Origin of the sequence: Photorhabdus sp. P32, assembly GCF_038085095.1 — a bacterium.
In the GTDB taxonomy this organism is placed as follows: Bacteria; Pseudomonadota; Gammaproteobacteria; order Enterobacterales; family Enterobacteriaceae; genus Photorhabdus; species Photorhabdus luminescens.
Genome location: NZ_JAZGJN010000280.1, coordinates 21,451 through 41,701 on the forward strand (window position 1 = coordinate 21,451; position 20,251 = coordinate 41,701).

Sequence of the window (20,251 nt, forward strand, 5' to 3'; positions counted from 1 at the left end):
ATGAAAAGAAAAAAAGAAACACAACACTTAGATAATTTTATCGGGGCTTATTTTAACCAAGATTGTGACATATTTGGCGAAACAACAATAGATGAGGTAATAACTGAATATTTAAATAGCGAACCTCCCATATTTATGAAAGGATTAATAGAGGACATTGATTACTTTATTAGTAACTCAAAAGATGTAGAAAAAGATTTTGATAATTTGGGTCATGAATTCTATCCAGAGTTATGGGAAACTACTGCATTAGATTTTCTAAATCATGTATCCAAAAGAGTACGGAATTATCTAAAAAAGGAGGTTTAGCTTATGACCGGACAATATCCATTTCTAGATATTCTAATGCATGGCTACTTCAATCAGGACTTCGATATAATATCAGGCCCCGAGCTTGATGATGTTATCAATGATTTTCTTCATGTCGCAACTCAGGGAATGATAAAAGGGTTAATAGAAGAAATCAATGATCTTATTGACATTTCCGAAGATGTAGAGAGCACATTTGATTATCATTACCATGATGCTGACGTTCTCCCAGAATGGTGGGGACTCACAGCACTTGAATTTTTAGAACACGTATCAAAAAAAGCACAGGATTTTTTAAACGAACATACTGAACAAGATGAATAATTAAGGCATTCTGAATTTAACGGTAAACAATACTATATACTAAAAGCATGCCAAAAATTTAATTAAAATTTATGGAGAAGAAGATGGAACTAAATCGCTTAATGTTTGCTTATTTCAATCAAGACTATGACATAATATCTGGTCCTGAGCTTGATGATGTCATAAATGACTACCTTGAAACCACGAATGAAGCAATGAAGAAAGAGCTAATAGAGGAAATAGAGTCTCTTATCCATAATTCAGAAAATATAGAGAAAGACTTTCAAACTCTCTATTATAGTTCTAGCTTTTGCCCTAATTTATGGGAAACCACAGCATTTGAATTTCTACAATATGTATCAAAAAGAGCAAAAGATTATCTGGATAAAAATGAGTAATTAAACGTTTTTTCAGACAACAAACAAGGAAATTTAATCAATAAGAATAGCTTATATATTTCAAGAAATTCTATTGATTTTGATTACCAAGAGATCGCAATAATATGAAAGGCCCCAATTAAAATGACCGGACAATATCCATTTTTAGACATCTTAGTAGGCGCTTATTTTTGTCAAGATTATGACTTATTATATGGAGAAACTATGGATGAAGTCACAGATTGCTTTCTTAATATTGCAACTCAGGAAATGATAAAAAAATTAATAGAAGAGATTGATTCTTTTATTAGCACTTCAAAAGATATAGAAAAAGATTTTGACGCTCTCTATTATAGTGATTTCGACCCAGATTTTTGGGACACTGCTACAGCACTTGGTTTTTTGAACTATGTATCCAAAAGAGCACGCGATTATCTAAAAAAGGAAGTTTAGCTTATGAACAGACAATATCCACTTTTGGATAATTTAATGTACGCTTATTTTAATCAGGACTATGAAATAATATCTGGCCCTGAGCTTGATGATGTCATAGATGATTTTTTTAGTAACACAAGCAATGGAATTAAAAGAGAAGTCATAAAAGAAATTAATACTTTCATATGCAATTCCAAAGATATAGAGAAAGAATTTTACTTCATCTATTCTGATGCTGACGTTTTCCCCGAAATATGGAGTCTAACAGCACTTGAATTTCTAGAGCATGTATCAAAAAAGGCACAGGATTTTTTAAACGAACATACTGAACAAGATGAATAGTTAAAGTATTCTTAAATGAAACAATAAACAAAGAGGTTTAATTCAATGGAAAGAGAAATAGAAAGAAAATATATAGATGATTTAATGATTACCTATTTTCATCAAGATTATCAGTTATTCGGCGAAACAATAGATGAAATAGTAACTGACTATCTAAACCATCAATATCCAATAACTATACCCGTTATCTTTCAAGTTGCCTCTTTGTTGGCTGCACTCGCTCACCCCGGTCACATAGTTATCTATGCTCCCGGGGATTCGCTCCCTTGCCGTCGCGATGCACCTTGAAATCCATAGGGTATATAATAAGTTTAATAAGAGAAATTAATATTTTCATCCGTAATTCTGATGATGTAGAAAAAGACTTTCATAATTTTAATTACGATGAATTTGTTCCTGAATTATGGGAAACCACTGCGTTAGACTTTCTAAATCAGGTATCAAAATTAGCACAAGAATATTTGGATAAAGATAACTAATCATAGTCATTTTTAATGTGATAGTAAATAAAGAGGTAAAATATAATGGAAATGAGAGAAAAATTGCAGTACATAGATAAGCTTACAAATGCTATTGATAGGAACGATTTTGAATTATTTCACAACATACTCAATGAGTTGCAAGGAAATTATCTTAATGTCGCACCGCTAATGTTATTAGACAATATTAATCGTCTTATCTATGCCGCCCAAAATATAAAAGGATTTTTTAGTATCCGTCATTATGATATCGATGAACCAAAGTTATGTGAAACTATTTCCGCCGTATTAGAACATCTGAATCAGTCATCAAAAATAATGCAAAGTTATATAAACAAACAACATGAAAAGGACAAATAAATCAACTTTGTATCCATGAAATTTTCAAATAAAAAACGCTTTTGAAGGTGAAAAATCAATTATATATCACACTTCAAAAGCGTCATTTAATAATAACAGCCATCCATATATGGCCATAATAAAAAACACTACAGAATATTATTATGATTTTAATGACCAGCATCCATAAAACCAATTAAATAATTATATCATCATGACTTTAATTATAATATATGGCAGACTGTATGTGGATTTTCTAAATTATATAATCAAAAAAGTGGAATATTATTTAGATAATAGTAAACAAATAACGGCTCCAAGTGAGAAAACTATGCAGAAAATCACATTAATTACAGGCGGATCTCGCGGCATTGGTCGCGCAACCGCGCTTTATCTGGCAGAGAAAGGGCATCATATTGGTATTGGTTACCACTCTAATCAAGCTCAAGCGCTGGAAGTCACAGAAATTATCCATGAAATGGGCGGTAAAGCTATCGCCATTCAGGTCAATGTCGCTGATGAACAACAAGTTGTAGAACTCTTCCAAAGAATTGATAAAGAACTCGGATGTATAACCGGTTTGGTGAATAATGCCGGTATTCTCAAACCACAAGCATCAATTGAACAACTCACCGCTGACCGCCTGAATGATATTTTTGCCGTCAATGTTGTAGGCAGTTTTCTCTGTGCACGGGAAGCAGTTAAAAGAATGTCTTTCCGACATGGTGGACAAGGCGGCTCAATTGTCAATGTTTCATCCGCCGCATCCCGACTGGGATCGCCGCACGAATATATAGACTATGCCGCATCGAAAGGTGCAATCGATACTTTGACCATCGGTCTGTCTCTGGAAGTAGCCGATCAGGGAATCCGGGTAAATGCCGTTCGTCCCGGATTTATCTATACCAATATGCACGCCGATGGCGGCGAACCAAATCGCGTTGAGCGGGTGAAAAATTCCTTACCAATGAAACGCGGCGGGCAACCGAAAGAAGTTGCACAGGCTATATACTGGTTGCTATCGGATGAAGCTTCATACGTAACCGGGAATTTTATTGATCTGGCTGGAGGGAAATAGTACTTAAAAACAAGTATAGATTGAGCTGAATTTACCAATACATGGATAAAGAAACCAGAAAACAAAAGACGTCCTATATTTTCAATCACTCTGAATCAATATTTAGGATGTATTATTAATTAGTATGGGCTGATATATTGATAACAGAACTCATTGCTATTTTCTGAGAATAATATGCCAAAACGCCCATCTAACTGAATGCAGATAAATCTACAACGACCAAAATCCTTAATACAACCAAGAGGTAAGTTATGAAAAACACTGACCCAAAACTTTATCAACATACGCCCACAGTTAGCGTCTACGATAATCGTGGCCTTACCATCCGCAATATCGATTTTCACCGCACTGTTGCGGGAGGAGATACAGATATTCGTATTACCCGCCACCAATATGATGCCAGAGGACACCTGAGCCAAAGCATTGATCCGCGTTTGTACGACGCCAAACAGACCGATAATTCGATAAATCCCAACTTCCTCTGGCAATACAATCTGACCGGCGATACTTTGCGAACAGAAAGTGCCGATGCCGGCCGTATCGTTGCCCTCAATGATATTGAAGGCCGTCAGGTATTGATCGTAACTGCAACTGGCGTCACTCAGACTCGACAATATGAAGCTAACACTCTGCCCGGCCGCCTATTATCCGTAAGCGAACAAGCTCCCGAAGAAAAGGCGCCCCGTGTTACTGAATATCTTATTTGGGCAAGTAATACACAAGCGGAGAAAGATCATAATCTTGCCGGTCAGTACGTGCGCCACTACGACACAGCCGGGGTAACGCAACTGAAAAGCCTGTCATTGACTGAAAATATCTTATCTCAGTCCTGCAAGTTGTTGGCCGATGGTCAGGAAGCAGATTGGATGGGTAACGATGAAACCCTCTGGCAGACCAAATTCAATAACGAAACTTACACGACACAAAGCACCTTTGATGCTACTGGCGCGTTGCTGACTCAAACCGATGCAACAGGCAACATACAGCGTTTGGCTTACAATGTAGCCGGGCAGTTAAAAGGTAGCTGGCTGACATTGAAAAACCAAAGCGAGCAAGTCATTATCAAATCCCTGACCTACTCCGCCGCAGGCCAGAAACTGCTTGAAGAACACGGTAACGGCGTTATCACCGAATACCGCTATGAACCAGAAACCCTACGGTTGATTAGCACGACGACCCGCCGTCAATCAGATAACAAAGTGTTACAAGATCTACGCTATGAACATGATCCGGTCGGGAACATTATCAGTGTTCGTAATGATGCAGAAGCCACTCGTTTCTGGCGCAATCAGAAAATAGTCCCTGAAAACGTCTACACCTACGACTCCCTGTATCAGCTTATCAATGCAACAGGCCGCGAGATGGCTAATATCGGCCAGCAAAACAACCAACTTCCTTCACTAATCATCCCTCTGCCTACTGATGATAGCTCATATACCAACTATACTCGCAACTATAATTACGATCGCGGCGGCAATCTGGTGCAAATCCGGCACAGTTCACCCGCTACCCAAAATAACTACACCACAGATATAACCGTTTCCAATCGCAGTAATCGAGCAGTGTTGAGTTCACTTACCACAGATTCAACACAGGTAGATACGTTGTTTGATGCCGGTGGTCACCAAAGAAAACTACTACCGGGGCAAGATCTAAGCTGGAATGCCCGGGGCGAACTACAACAGGTAACGCCAGTGAGCCGCGAAAATGCCAGTGATCGGGAGTGGTATCGTTATGGCAACGACGGCATGCGGCAGTTAAAAGTCAGTGAACAACAGGCAGGCAACAATACTCAGCAACAACGAGTCACTTATCTTCCCGGATTGGAACTACGTACAACGCAAAGTGGAACCACGATATCGGAAGACCTGCATGTTATTACCGTGGGGGCAGCAGGTCACGCACAGGTACGGGTTCTCCATTGGGAAACCACGCCACCAGCCGGTATCAGCAATAATCAGCTCCGTTATAGCTATGATAATTTGATTGGTTCCAGTCAACTTGAACTGGATAATGAAGGACAAATTATCAGTCAGGAAGAGTATTATCCATTTGGCGGTACAGCGTTATGGGCAGCAAGAAACCAAATAGAAGCCAGCTATAAAATCCTCCGTTATTCAGGTAAAGAACGAGATGCTACCGGACTCTACTATTACGGCTATCGTTATTATCAACCGTGGGTGGGTAGATGGTTAAGCGCCGATCCGGCGGGAACAGTTGATGGACTTAATTTATATCGAATGGTGAAAAATAATCCGTCAACACTCATTGATATTTCTGGACTTAATTCTGAAACTCACAAGATTTTCGGGTTTAATATACAAATAGATAACCCAGAAGAAGAATGGGAATCAACACAAATAAGAGTCAAAAACAAATTCTTAAATTTCGGCTCTGTAGATACTTTAACAGCAGAAAGAAAATATGGGCTCAATGTACCAGAAGAATTATTCGATAGACAGATTGAAAAAGATGAATCGATATTAACTTTCAAAAAAAACCTACCCATAAGCTGTATTAGCAGCACAGAGTATACCCTTGATATCTTATATAACAAAAATGAAACTAAACCATTCCCCTACGAAAGTGAAGCAACAATTGGAGCAGATCTGGGAGTAATAATGTCCGTAGAATTTGGAAATAAATCAATTGAAAACGCATCAGACATAGATTTAAAAGAAGACGTTCTACCATTAAGAAAATCCACGGATAAAACAGTCCTGCCAGATTTAAAACAAGGGTTAATGATAGCGGAGAAAGTAACAAGTAAAGGGAAAGCGTATCCTTTTCATTTTGGCGCCGCAATAGCTGTTGTATACGATAAGGAGAAAAAAGTAGCCGCTTCAATTTTGACAGATCTATCTGAGCCTGAAAGAGAGGAAGGAGCTCATTTACAAAGCTCACAAACGGTAAACGCAATGTTTATCAAAAACGTAAATGAATTTCGAGGCGATGATTATCCAGAAAGTAAATATAGTATCGGATTAGTTAAAGCTGAAAAACGTCAGCCGGTAGTAACCAAAAAGCGGGCACTCCCAGAAGATGCCCCGTCATCATCCAGAAATAAAAAATTGCATGTACATTAATCTCTGTGCCTTAATCAAAGGTTCTGTACATAAGCTCGTATAACTATTATCTCACTAAAGGTGGCCGTGCAAACGGTCACCAAACTCAATAATAAAACCATCACGAATCTGATTAACCCAACCAATTAAAAATAGATTTTGAAATAACAGTCACAAAAATATCGCCTGGATCACACTTTAAATAACAAAACCGCCTTCCCAACGAAAAGTACCAGCGAACCTTCCGAAAATCTATTCAAGAAACGCCGTTCTAAAGCTTCAATTAAGAAACACAAAACAAACATTAAATTAACATTTCCGTGCCAATATTGATTATATTATACCCTATGGATTTCAAGATGCATCGCGACGGCAAGGGAGCGAATCCCCGGGAGCATAGAAAACTATGTGACCGGGGTGAGTGAGCGCAGCCAACAAAGAGGCAACTTGAAAGATGACGGGTATATATCAAGACAGGCGCTTTTTATGACGACTGTGAGGTAGACATGAAACCAGAAGATTTTCGCGCCGACAAAAAACGTCCTTTCACCGGTGAAGAGTACCTGAAAAGCCTTCAAGATGGCCGCGAAATTTACATTTATGGCGAACGCGTAAAAGATGTCACTACACATCCCGCATTCCGCAATTCTGCTGCTTCAATCGGTCAGTTGTACGATGCCCTGCACGCCCCGGAAACCCATGACGCCCTGTGCTGGAATACCGATACCGGCAATGGCGGGTACACTCACAAATTCTTCCGCTTTGCTACCAGTGCGGATGATCTGCGCCAACAACGTGATGCTATCGCTGAATGGTCACGTCAAACTTATGGCTGGATGGGCCGTTCACCTGACTATAAAGCGGCTTTCGGCAACGTACTCGGCGCATTCCCTGAATATTATGGTCAATTCGCGGATAACGCCCGTACCTGGTATAAACGTATTCAAGAAACGGGCGTTTACTTTAACCATGCCATTGTCAATCCACCTATCGATCGCCATAAACCCGCCGATCAGACACGTGATGTCTATATTAAACTAGAAAAAGAAACGGATGCCGGTATTATCGTCAGCGGCGCAAAAGTGGTAGCAACTAACTCAGCCCTGACTCACTATAACTTTATCGGTTTTGGTTCCGCGCAAGTCATGGGAGATAACCCTGATTTTGCCTTGATGTTTGTCGCCCCAATGGATGCGGAAGGCGTAAAATTGATCTCCCGCGGCTCCTATGAATTGGTGGCAGGCGCAACAGGTTCCCCATTCGATTATCCCTTATCCAGCCGTTTTGATGAAAACGATGCGATTCTGGTGATGGATAAAGTACTTATCCCTTGGGAAAATGTCCTGATTTATCGTGATTTTGACCGCGCGCGTAATTGGGCAATTCAAGCGGGTTTCACCAGCCTGTTCCCATTACAAGCTTGTGTACGGCTAGCGGTGAAGCTGGATTTCATTACCGCCCTGTTACAAAGGAGCCTGGAGTGTACCGGTGTAATCGAATTCCGTGGCGTTCAGGCTAACTTGGGTGAAGTGGTTGCCTGGCGTAATCTGTTTTGGTCACTGAGCGATGCGATGTGGGCAGAAGCCAAACCGTGGAAAGGCGGCGCTTATCTGCCGGATACTCAGGCAATACAAACTTATCGCGTTATGGCGCCAACAGCCTACACTAAGATTAAGAATATTATTGAAAGTAACGTCACCAGTGGCCTAATTTATCTACCATCCAGTGTACGTGATATGAATAACCCAGAAATTGATAAATATCTGGCCCGGTATGTTCGGGGTTCTAACGGTATCGATCACGTTGAACGTATCAAGATTTTAAAACTGATGTGGGACGCCATTGGCAGTGAATTTGGCGGTCGTCACGAGTTGTACGAAATCAACTATGCCGGTAGCCAAGATGAAATTCGGATGCAATGTCTGCGCCATGCTCATGGCTCTGGCAATATGAAAAAAATGATGGATATGGTTGATCGCTGCCTTGCCGATTATGATCAACATGGCTGGCGCAGACCACATTTATACAATAATAGCGATATTAACCAGTTAGATAAGCTGCTGAAATAATCGGTAGCAGGAGGCCAATATGTCTGTAGAAAATGAACATCGCCAGCACTTCAGAGATGCGATGGCGAGTCTGTCAGCAGCGGTGAATATCGTCACCACCGATGGCCATGCCGGATGCTGTGGTATCACTGCCACAGCGGTATGCTCAATCACCGATACGCCACCCACGCTGATGGTATGCATTAACCGCAGCAGTGCTATGAATACCGTTTTTCAGGAAAATGGCCGCCTGTGCGTAAACATTTTAAACCACGAACAAGAATTGATGGCACGCCACTTTGCCGGTATGACCGGCGTCAGCATGGAAGAACGTTTTCGCTGGAATATCTGGCAGACAGGGCCATTAGGCCAACCGGTGTTAACCGGCACCCTTGCAAGCCTTGAAGGTGAAATCGAACAGGTGCAAGAAGTGGGGACGCATAACGTGTATCTGGTTCAGATTAAACATATCACGGTGAGCGAACAAGGCCACGGCCTCATCTATTTCAAGCGTAATTTCCGTCCAGTCATGTTGGAAATTGAAGCCGCCGCAGTTTAACTGCCTCTCTACTAGGTAGTGATTGTTCTTCCACTATTCGGGCCCTGAGCGGCCTGAATAGCATTTCTTTGTCAACACCTCTATTCAGCCCTTTTCCTAATCATTTTTGGCATTCACCTGATGAATATACTATTAAATTCAATACTAATATCTTTATGTTAGTGTGATCACTCACTAGGAACATATTTTAACCATATAATAATCTACTGCCCTCCGATCACTTGAATAAAGTACATAAAAAAACCACTTTAGCGACAGATCATGTCACTGAATGTCACTGTACATTTCCAAGTGTATTTCAATCAATAATGACCAATCAGAGGCAATTAACTATGAATAAACCCGTATCCATCGGTTTATTACAACAACCCAAGCCGTTCTTTATGATTTTCTTCGTCGAGCTTTGGGAACGATTCGGCTACTACGGCGTACAAGGCGTTCTCGCTGTCTATTTTGTTCAAAAATTGGGATTTTCCCAGGAACAAGCGTTTATTACCTTCGGTGCATTTGCCGCGTTGGTTTTTGGTTTGATTTCTATTGGCGGCTATATAGGCGACCACTTACTGGGAACTAAACGAACCATTGTGTTAGGCGCCATTGTGCTGGCAATCGGCTACTTTATGACTGGCCTTTCTATCCTACACCCTGATTTAATTTTCTACGCATTGGGAACCATCGCCGTTGGTAACGGCCTGTTCAAAGCCAACCCAGCCAGCCTACTGTCTAAATGCTATCCCCCCAAAGATCCTCGTCTGGATGGGGCTTTTACACTATTTTATATGTCAATCAACCTCGGCTCGCTGTTCTCACTCGCTCTCGCTCCCGTTGTTGCGGAAAAATTTAGTTATGCCGTTACCTACAATATTTGTGGTATTGGTCTGATTATCGCGTTGTTAGTCTATATTTTTTGTCGCAATACCGTCCGTAATATTGGTTCTGAACCCGACCATCGACCAATCAACTATAAAAACCTATTTCTGGTAGTGGCAGGAAGCGTTGCAATGGTTTACGTCTGCGCATGGCTGATGCACAACGTGAAAATAGCGAATATTATGCTGATTACCCTCTCTGTCATCGTGGTGTTTATCTTCTTCCGGGAAGCATTTAAACAGGATAAAGCAGGCCGTAACAAAATGTTTGTTGCTTTCATTTTGATGCTGCAAGCGATTGTGTTCTTCATCCTGTATGCCCAAATGCCAACTTCGCTAAACTTCTTCGCCATCCATAACGTTCACCATCAGTTGCTTGGTTTTAATATCAATCCGGTCAGTTTCCAGGCCCTTAACCCATTCTGGATCGTTGTTGCCAGCCCGATACTCGCCGTACTATACACTCACTGGGGCGCTAAAGGTAAGGACCTGACCATGCCAGCCAAATTTGCGGTTGGTATGTTCCTGTGCTCTTTAGGTTTCCTCACTGCCGCCGCTGCCGGTTTGTGGTTTGCAGATGAACAAGGTTTGACCTCTGCTTGGTTTATTGTTCTGATTTATCTCTTCCAAGGCGTCGGAGAATTGATGATCAGCGCATTGGGCCTGGCAATGATTGCAGCCCTTGTTCCTCAGTACCTGATGGGTTTTATTCTGGGGATGTGGTATTTAACTCAAGCAACTTCCTCCTTACTCGGCGGCTATGTCGCAGCCCTGACGGCCGCACCGAAAGGTATTACTGACCCATTGCAAACATTACCAGTCTATACCAGCGTATTCGGCAAAATTGGGATTGCCACCTTTATCGTCGCTATCATCATGGCGGTCACCGTGCCGTGGCTGAACCGTATGATGAATGAAAAACAAAAAATATGATTTGATCTAAAATAAAAAAACCTCGCCACAGGAGGAAATACCGCTCATGTAACCTGCTCCCACAACTCAATCACCAGTGATAGTGGGGGCTTCTTATGACCTCGATTAGCCGTCGCTAATCGCTTCCGTGTCAGCGGGATCTGGCAAACCGATAGCCTGCCTAGCCAGCAGTTGATACAGGAAGTGGAAAACAGAGAAGATTAAAAGGACAAAAAACATTATTACATTCTCCCTTTCCAATCGTTTGCTTCACTCATCACAAAATATTAATCATCTTACTTTTCATAAAACACCATTCAAAACAATATTAAATTGCCTTCAAAACTAGTCATATGGAATCCCTCACCGGCATTTTTGTAATAAGCAAGGAATTCCATTAGTCAAATATGAACATCTAGAATTTAGTAGCTTTGAACATTACGAAAGGCGGGTAATATCGTAGACTTTCAGTATCCTTTGAAACACCAGCGTCACTGTGTTCAAAAAGCTCAATAGTTTTGAACCCGGCCTCGTTCAAAGTTTTGTAATATGTCTCTTTATGCCAATGCGTATCTGAAATCTTAAAAATACTTCCATTTGGCATATCTAAATACACTGGCTTGCTTTCCCCATCACTATATTTTTTATTTAGATCACCGCTCATAAAAGAACTGAACTTAATCCCAACGGAGTCCGGATTGGTATCCAATACGTAAAAAATGCCGCCAGGTTTTAATGTCCTGTGAACTTCCTTAGCGATTTTCAAAAGATCAGACTTTTTACTGTTAGTAACGAACACGTAACAGCATATAGCTGCGTCGAAAGTATTATCATCGAAGTTAAGGACATCAGTTGTGATTTGATGATAAAAACTATTGCCACGATTGATGTTGCTGGAGGCTTTGTCCACCATAGTTTGTGAAATATCCACTCCCGTTACCATCTTTATGCCTCCAGCAATTAGCCGACGTGACACTTTCCCACCACCACAACCATAATCAAGAACCGATACGTTTTGTCCCAAACTCTCCTTAAGGTTCTCAATCAACGGCGTGTACCCAAGTCTTTCTTCCAAATAATCATCATATTGATCGAATAAGTTTGAAGCCTCTTCATTCATCCAGTCAGTATTCATTTGTCATCTCATATTCATTTATGTGTAGTAATAACCCAAAAAGGTCTAGATTTACCTATTTCAGCCCATTCATATTGAATTCAGTCACAATATTCTCTTTTTTACAGGAGGTTTATCGCATATATAACCAATCAACTTCAACCCTGCATCTTCAAGTTAATTAGGTATATTACCACTCCAAAAATAGTTTAAAAAAAACAATAACTATATTCATTAAAAATCATTACTTCATATAGAATGATATATAGTCGAGATAATTACTATACCCGTCATCTTTCAAGTTGCCTCTTTGTTGGCTGCACTCGCTCACCCCGGTCACATAGTTTGCCATGCTCCCGGGGATTCACTCCTTTGCCGTCGCGATGCATCTTGAAATCCATAGGGTATATAATAATAACCAAAAAAATTTCCTACAGCCTTCATTGCTTCAAACCCAAAAGAAAAAATGTTCATTGAATGCTATCTGACAATTGCTTAGAACAGGCCAGAAAACAGTCGAAATAATATCTTTTCTAATTTTCCTCTTCGCTTATCACAAAATATTAATCATTTTACTTTTCATAAAACACCATTAAAAATAACAGTAATTATTTCATAATTTTATCACTCAAAAAGTAATTATTATAAGTGTGATTATAAATTTTGTTATTGCATTGCCGCAGTAATTTAAATAAATAATATATAATAACGTCATGAAATAATTAATGTGAGAATAATACCATTTTATCTATCCACTATTTTCAACTTATTTCAGTCCGTTATCAGACATCATATTTGCTGCCTTATTCTAATGAATATCAATAACTTTTCTATTGTATTCATAATACGCAAGGCAGCATAAATGTTTTATTTACTTAACATTTAAAAGGAATAATCATGAGCACACTCACCCCCGAATTGACACAACAGGCACAAAAAGCTAACCGACTGCATGAAGCGAGTATCCTCAAACGTGCTAATCCCCAACTACAAAATGCAATACATCTTGCTATTACAGAGCCCCATGCTGACCAGCAAGGTTATAACAGTAAATTCGGTGGCCGCGCTAGCCAGTATGTCGCCCCCGGCTCAGTTGCTTCTATGTTCTCTCCCGCCGCTTATCTGACTGAACTTTATCGGCAGGCGCGCGGTTTACATGCAGATAATTCCGATTATCATTTGGATAAACGCCGCCCTGATTTAAAATTACTGACACTCAGCCAGCAAAATATGGATGATGAAGTTTCTACACTTTCTCTATCTAATAAGGTGTTGCTGGAGGGGATTAAGACGCTGAACGGGCTGGAAGGCCATACTAATGTGATGCAAGAGCTATCAACCTTTCGCCCTGCTGGTTCAATGCCATATCACGATGCTTATGAAAATATATGCAAAGTTATTCAATTACAGGCTCCGACATTCGACCAATTTAATCCATCTCCAGAAACAGATATCACCAAACTGAAATATCAAGCTTCCCTGTTGGGTATGAATATTTCCATCTCGCCTGAACTATTTAATATCCTAACAGAGCAGATTACAGATGATGATGAAGAGATTAAAAGGCTCTATAAAAAAAACTTTGACGATATTCAGCCTTCTTTAATGGCAACGCTAGAATATCTAAAAAGCTATTATAATTTGACTGATGAGGAAGTTAACCAATTTATTGACCAACGAAATATTAGGCTAATACATAAGGAAATGAATGACGAATATGGTAGCCAACAACCAGCTCAATATTATCTACTCAGGCTTAATAAGATTATTCTTCTGTCACGAGCCACAGAAATGGCACCAGAAATCCTTAAAAATATTGCTTTTAGTAGCACTTATCAGGCAATATCCCAACCTATAGAAGTCATTCTGGAATATGCCCCTACTATATACGATGAACTGAATGACATACCAAACATCAACCCAGAGATATTAAAGAAAATCTTTCGCGTTAAATACTATATGCAGCGTTACAATATTGATGCTGAAACTGCATTGATCCTGTGTAATGCGCCAATTTCACAAAATTATTATAGCCGTAGTTCCGATCAATTTAGTCGTTTATTTAATACCCCACCATTGAATGGTCAGGATTTTCACGTTTGGGATGAAGAGATTAATTTAAGCCCAAACAATACAGATAGCTGGCAAAAACAAGTGCTTAAACGGGCTTTTAATGTCGATGATATTTCACTTTATCAATTACTAAAGATGACTCATCGTAATAATGACAATGGAAAAATAATCAATAATTTAACTAATATTTCTTATCTCTATTTAGCCAAATTACTGGCGGATATCCATCAGTTAACTGTTAATGAACTGCATTTACTGTTGGTTGCCATAGGTGAAGGATCAACCAGTTTATCTGGGGTCAGTGATGACGATCTGTCTGTTCTGATTGACAAACTTTATAGCGTTACCCAGTGGTTGCATACACAGAAATGGAATATGTACCAATTGTTTATGATGACCACCACCAGCTATAACAAAACCCTGACGCCAGAAATCCAGAACCTGCTAGATACCGTCTACAATGGTTTGCAAGGCTTCAACAGCGAAGATGAGACAAATCTTCTGTTGAAAATGTCTCCTTATATCGCCGCCGCTCTGCAATTGCCGTCTGAAAATGCAGCTTATTATGTACTCATCTGGGCAGATAAACTCAAACCCGGTGCTGGTGCAATGACCGCAACAAAATTCTGGGGATGGTTACAAGCTTTACATAATCCAGAACAATCAACCACTGTAACAGAAGAACAAGCAGTCCAATATTGCCAGTGTCTGGCACAACTGGCGCTGATTTATCATTCCATCGGCCTTAGTGAAAACACCTTACGTCTGTTTGTCACACAACCGCAACTCTTTGGTCTTACCGCAGGAACAACGTCAACACACAATGCATTATCACTGATAAAGCTGACGCATTTTACTAACTGGGTTAGCTCTCTGGGTGAAAAAGCCTCTTCTGCATTGGCCGAATTTGAAAAAGGAACATTAGAAGCCAAACAGCTGGCTGATGCCATGAATCTTGATAAAAATCTACTGGAGCAAGCCAAGACTCAAGCCAAAGTTAATTTCTCCAACTGGACATCTATCGACATCATCCTGCAATGGATTAATATCGCGCGTCAATTGAACGTTTCTCCGCAAAGCGTTTCAGATCTGGTGAAATTATTAACCACAGCCCTCTCCCAGACCTATGACAAATGGGAAAACGTCGCTGCGACATTAACCGCAGGACTAGACACCCAAAAGGCCGATGCCCTGCATATTTTTCTGGATGAGTCTCGTAGCGCCGCATTGAGTAAATACTATATCGGTCAAGTTGCCAGTCAAAATCCAGCGATTAAAAACCGTGATGATCTGTACCAGTATTTATTGATTGATAACCAAGTTTCCGCCGCCATCAAAACCACGCCGATTGCAGAAGCTATCGCCAGCATCCAACTGTATGTCAACCGGGCATTGAAAAAGATGGAAAGTGATGCAGTCACAAGTGTCATCTGCCATCCGTTTTTTACCCATTGGGATAAATACAACAAACGCTACAGCACTTGGGCCGGAATCTCTCAGCTCGTTTACTACCCTGAAAATTACATCGATCCGACGATACGTATCGGGCGAACAAAAATGATGGATACGTTGCTGCAATCCATCAGCCAGAGTCAATTAAATACCGACACGGTAGAAGACGCCTTTATGTCTTATTTGACGTCGTTCGAACAGGTGGCTAATCTGGAAGTCGTCAGCGCCTATCATGATAATGCCAATAGCAATCAGGGATTAACCTATTTTATCGGGTACAGTAAAACCGAAGTTAATCAATATTACTGGCGTAACGTGGATCACAATAAATTCAGCGACGGTAAATTCCCTGCCAATGCCTGGAGTGAATGGCACAAAATTGATTGTCCAATAAATCCCTATCAGAGCACTATTCGCCCAGTAATTTTCCAATCCCGCCTGTATTTAATTTGGCTGGAACAGAAGAAAGTCTCTAAACAGGCAGATAATAATCAAACTGTCGAAGATTATTATTATGAACTAAAACTAGCACATATCCGTTATGACGGAACCTGGAACACACCAATCAGCTTTGATGTGAATGACAGAATCCCCGAAGTTTTGAAAATGTCTAAATCGAAGTTATTAGAGATATCGAAGCTATTAGAACAATTGAAAAAATACCAAAAGCAATTAGAAGATAAACTGAAAGAACAGCAGGAATTTGTAGAGAAAATAAAACCACTCTTACCACTGAATCCAATAAGTCCACCAATGCCTATAGAGCCACAAGGATCATTGCAACTATTGCCACCGCTAATAGAACAACGGAAAAAACAACTAGCACAATGGGAGAAAGAATTGAATGAACAGGGGCAATCAACGACAGAGATAAGCGTAAGGGAAAAACAGTTGGAATTAAATGAACAGGATATACAGAAGCAACAAAATTTACTGAAACAGCAACTAGGGTTCTATTGTACAAATCACCAAGACAATAAATTGTTAGTCATGTTTTATCAAAAAAATGATAAACTGGATAAATATACAGAATATGCGCCAATAAAAGGGCTATATATTTCTTCAAATATATTACCTGAAGATATAAATCTCGGAGATTACATACCTAACATTCGTAACCAGTTTGATGTCGATATTGGAGTCAACAGTATCATTAAGGTGAATAACCGGTATGAAATCTCTTCACCAGTAGAAATAGGTGACAATAATATCCTGACCCTTCACAATGATATAAACGGGGCGCAATATATGCAATGGGGAGCCTATCGTATCCGCCTTAATACGCTGTTCGCCCGTAAATTAATTAGCCGCGCCACGGCCGGGATCGATACTATTTTAAGTATGGAAACACAGAAATTGCCAGAACCTCAGTTAGGAAAAGGATTTTTTGCTAATTTTACTCTTCCTAAATATGATAAAAACGTACATGGCAATGAGCGTTGGTTTAAAATTCATATAAGAAATGACAACAGATTGATGAATCAATACCACAAGGGAACACTAGCTGATAGCGAAACCAACGTCACTCTTTTTATTCCTTGGGCTAATACACAAAAACTCGTCGAAATAGCAGTAGAATATGAAGGGAAATTTCATCAGGATCAACAAAGATGGGAAACCGCTTTATTTAATTTTGATGAAAATAATAAGAAATTTGTGTTGGTTAATGATGTTGATAATAAAGAAGTTGTGATAAACGATATTGACGCGATCGTCAATAAATATAAAGGTTTTCTTGATATTTCTATTCTTATCGATCAAAACACAGAACCCATGGATTTCAACGGAGCTAATAGCCTCTATTTTTGGGAATTGTTCTATTATGCTCCGATGTTAATTGCTCAGCGCCTAATACACGAACAAAACTTCGATGAAGCTAATCGCTGGCTGAAATATATCTGGAATCCGTCCGGTCATATTAAACATGGTCAGATTCAGCATTACCACTGGAATGTCCGCCCATTATTGGAAGATACCAGTTGGAACGATGATCCACTCAATTCCGTCGATCCCGATGCTATAGCGCAATATGATCCCATGCACTATAAAGTCGTTACTTTTATGCGCACCCTTGATCTGTTGCTGGACCGTGGAGATTATGCCTATCGTCAGTTAGAACGAGACACGCTCAATGAAGCCAAGATGTGGTATATGCAAGCACTGCATCTGTTAGGCGATAAACCTCATCTATCGTTCAGTTCAGAGTGGAGCAAACCGAGTTTAGGCGACGCTGCCAGAACGGAAAAACAAGAGCAACACGCCCAAGCAATGGCCGCTCTGCGACAAGGTGATGTTAGTCGGCACAGCAACCCAACAGATCATTTCTTGCCACAGGTCAATGAAGTGATGCAAAACTACTGGCAAAAATTGGAACAACGGCTGTACAACCTGCGTCATAACCTCTCTATTGACGGCCAACCGCTACATCTGCCTATTTACGCTACACCGGCAGATCCAAAAGCATTACTTAGCGCCGCTGTCGCCAGCTCCCAAGGTGGAGTAGCTCTCTCACAGCCATTTATGTCACTGTGGCGTTTCCCACACATGCTGGAAAACGCGCGTGGTATGGTCAGTCAGCTCACTCAATTCGGCTCCACGTTACAAAATATTATCGAACGTCAGGATGCGGAAGCTTTAAACACGCTCTTGCAGAATCAAGCAGCAGAACTGATATTGACTCATCTCAACATACAGGACAAAACCATCGCAGAGTTGGATGCGGAAAAAACCGTACTGGAAAAATCCAAAGCCGGGGCGCAATCACGCTTTGACAGCTACAAAAAGTTATACGACGAAAATATCAATGCGGGTGAAAACCGGGCTATGGCATTGCATGCCTCCGTTGCCGGCCTCAGCTCTGCCCTGCAAGCATCACGTCTGGCGGGCGCTGCGCTTGATCTGGCGCCCAACATTTTCGGTTTTGCTGATGGCGGTAGCCGTTGGGGAGCGATTGCCGAAGCGACAGGTAATGTTATGGAATTCTCCGCCAGTGTGATGAACACCGAAGCGGATAAAATCAGCCAGTCTGAAGCCTATCGCCGTCGCCGTCAGGAATGGGAAATCCAGCGTAATAATGCCGAAGCAGAGATAAAACAAATCAATGCTCAACTTCAATCGCTGGCAGTACGCCGTGAAGCCGCGGTATTGCAGAAAGCCAGCCTAAAAACCCAACAGGAACAGACTCATGCTCAATTGACTTTCCTGCAACGTAAATTCAGTAATCAAGCGTTGTACTACTGGCTACGCGGTCGGCTAGCTGCTATTTACTTCCAATTTTACGATTTGGCCGTAGCGCGTTGTCTGATGGCTGAAATGGCTTATCGTTGGGAGACTAATGACACCACAGCAAGCTTTATCAAACCCGGCTCCTGGCAAGGAGCCCATGCGGGTTTACTGGCTGGCGAAACTTTGATGCTGAATCTGGCACAAATGGAAGATGCCCATTTGAGGTGGGATCAACGCGCTCTGGAAGTAGAACGGACCATTTCATTGACGCAACACTATGAAGCACTGCCAGAAAAATCGTTTAATTTAGCCACACGGATTTCTACCTTGCTAGCAGGTAGTACAACTACCCCTGTTAAAAACCATCCCGTTACATTAGAAAACGACCAACTCAGTGCCAAAATCTCTCTGTCAGGTCTGTCATTAGATAATGACTACCCAGATGGCAACGGCGTAGGCAACATTCGACGCATTAAACAAATCAGTGTCACCTTGCCAGCCCTGTTAGGGCCATATCAGGATGTACAAGCCATTCTGTCCTACGGAGGAAATGAAATCGGATTAGCTGAAAGCTGTAAATCACTGGCAATCTCTCATGGGATCAATGACAGTGGTCAATTCCAGTTGGATTTTAACAACAGTAAATTCTTGCCGTTTGAAGGGATAGCGATTAACGATACTGGCACATTGACACTCAGTTTCCCCAATGCGACTGGCAAACAGCAAACCACGTTGCAGACACTGAGTGATATCATTCTGCATATTCGCTACACCATCCGCCAATAACCACCTCAATTAAATACCAAAAACAGGCTCCTAAACGGGGCCTGAACTTTTCACGAATATATACCACTCACAGTCTGCTCTCTTAACCTGTCTGGCGCTCGTTATAACAGAGATATTTCCTTTTCTCGTGAGTTCCATTGCCTACTATAAAACATCAACCCTCTTCTTTTTCATAACATGCAATATGTAACAAATGCAATTATTTCATTTGTTTATTGTTAACCAATTATATTACTTATGATGTAATTATAAATTTTGTTATTGCATCACAATAGCCATTTAAATAAATAATAACGTTACGAAATAGTTGATAGTTAAATGGTGTTTTTTATTTAGCCGTTATTTTCAACCTAATTTCAGACTGTTATCAGACGTTACCTGTGTTGCCTTTGTTTTGATGGATATATACCCAATGGATTTCAAGATGCATCGCGACGGCAAGGGAGCGAATCCCCGGGAGCATAGATAACTATGTGACCGGGGTGA

14 protein-coding genes are annotated in these 20,251 nt (G+C 40.6%); 13 read left to right on the plus strand and 1 reads right to left on the minus strand.

Annotated elements, in window-relative coordinates; translation table 11 throughout:
• From V2H77_RS16290 to dtpB, 12 genes are all read left to right on the plus strand, one after another.
• Window positions 1-309, plus strand: a complete 309-nt coding sequence (locus V2H77_RS16290) for a contact-dependent growth inhibition system immunity protein (protein ID WP_341499645.1) — start codon at window positions 1-3, stop codon at window positions 307-309.
• Window positions 310-312: 3 nt separating this feature from the next.
• On the plus strand, window positions 313-633 hold the full coding sequence (locus tag V2H77_RS16295; RefSeq protein ID WP_341499646.1) for a contact-dependent growth inhibition system immunity protein: 321 nt from the start codon (window positions 313-315) through the stop codon (window positions 631-633).
• Window positions 634-716: 83 nt separating this feature from the next.
• The gene (locus V2H77_RS16300; RefSeq protein WP_341499648.1) at window positions 717-1,010 is read left to right on the plus strand and encodes a contact-dependent growth inhibition system immunity protein; all 294 of its coding nucleotides are present in this window, start codon (window positions 717-719) and stop codon (window positions 1,008-1,010) included.
• A gap of 123 nt (window positions 1,011-1,133) precedes the next feature.
• The gene (locus tag V2H77_RS16305; protein ID WP_341499649.1) at window positions 1,134-1,442 is read left to right on the plus strand and encodes a contact-dependent growth inhibition system immunity protein; all 309 of its coding nucleotides are present in this window, start codon (window positions 1,134-1,136) and stop codon (window positions 1,440-1,442) included.
• A 3-nt stretch (window positions 1,443-1,445) separates the two neighbouring features.
• On the plus strand, window positions 1,446-1,766 hold the full coding sequence (locus tag V2H77_RS16310) for a contact-dependent growth inhibition system immunity protein (RefSeq protein ID WP_265514353.1): 321 nt from the start codon (window positions 1,446-1,448) through the stop codon (window positions 1,764-1,766).
• A gap of 45 nt (window positions 1,767-1,811) precedes the next feature.
• Window positions 1,812-2,054, plus strand: a complete 243-nt coding sequence (locus V2H77_RS16315; protein ID WP_132343769.1) for a contact-dependent growth inhibition system immunity protein — start codon at window positions 1,812-1,814, stop codon at window positions 2,052-2,054.
• A gap of 236 nt (window positions 2,055-2,290) precedes the next feature.
• Window positions 2,291-2,605 (plus strand): hypothetical protein, encoded by a 315-nt coding sequence (locus V2H77_RS16320; protein ID WP_341499650.1) that lies wholly within the window; start codon window positions 2,291-2,293, stop codon window positions 2,603-2,605.
• A 310-nt stretch (window positions 2,606-2,915) separates the two neighbouring features.
• Window positions 2,916-3,662: an SDR family oxidoreductase gene (locus tag V2H77_RS16325; protein ID WP_341499651.1), complete on the plus strand. Its 747-nt coding sequence runs from the start codon at window positions 2,916-2,918 to the stop codon at window positions 3,660-3,662.
• 251 nt (window positions 3,663-3,913) lie between these two features.
• Complete coding sequence (locus V2H77_RS16330; RefSeq protein ID WP_341499652.1) at window positions 3,914-6,748, plus strand: RHS repeat domain-containing protein; 2,835 nt, start codon at window positions 3,914-3,916, stop codon at window positions 6,746-6,748.
• 485 nt (window positions 6,749-7,233) lie between these two features.
• A complete protein-coding gene (hpaB, locus tag V2H77_RS16335; protein ID WP_265381239.1) occupies window positions 7,234-8,796 on the plus strand; it encodes a 4-hydroxyphenylacetate 3-monooxygenase, oxygenase component in 1,563 nt (520 codons plus the stop codon).
• 19 nt (window positions 8,797-8,815) lie between these two features.
• On the plus strand, window positions 8,816-9,334 hold the full coding sequence (gene hpaC, locus V2H77_RS16340; protein ID WP_049583203.1) for a 4-hydroxyphenylacetate 3-monooxygenase, reductase component: 519 nt from the start codon (window positions 8,816-8,818) through the stop codon (window positions 9,332-9,334).
• A gap of 332 nt (window positions 9,335-9,666) precedes the next feature.
• On the plus strand, window positions 9,667-11,136 hold the full coding sequence (gene dtpB, locus V2H77_RS16345) for a dipeptide/tripeptide permease DtpB (RefSeq protein WP_341499653.1): 1,470 nt from the start codon (window positions 9,667-9,669) through the stop codon (window positions 11,134-11,136).
• Between the two features lie 394 nt (window positions 11,137-11,530).
• On the opposite strand, the gene V2H77_RS16350 is transcribed toward dtpB, so the two are convergent.
• Window positions 11,531-12,250 (minus strand): class I SAM-dependent methyltransferase, encoded by a 720-nt coding sequence (locus tag V2H77_RS16350; RefSeq protein WP_341499654.1) that lies wholly within the window; start codon window positions 12,248-12,250, stop codon window positions 11,531-11,533.
• Window positions 12,251-13,126: 876 nt separating this feature from the next.
• Between V2H77_RS16350 and V2H77_RS16355 the strand changes: the two genes are divergently transcribed.
• Complete coding sequence (locus V2H77_RS16355; RefSeq protein ID WP_341499655.1) at window positions 13,127-19,765, plus strand: Tc toxin subunit A-related protein; 6,639 nt, start codon at window positions 13,127-13,129, stop codon at window positions 19,763-19,765.
• The last annotated feature ends 486 nt before the right edge of the window (window positions 19,766-20,251 follow it).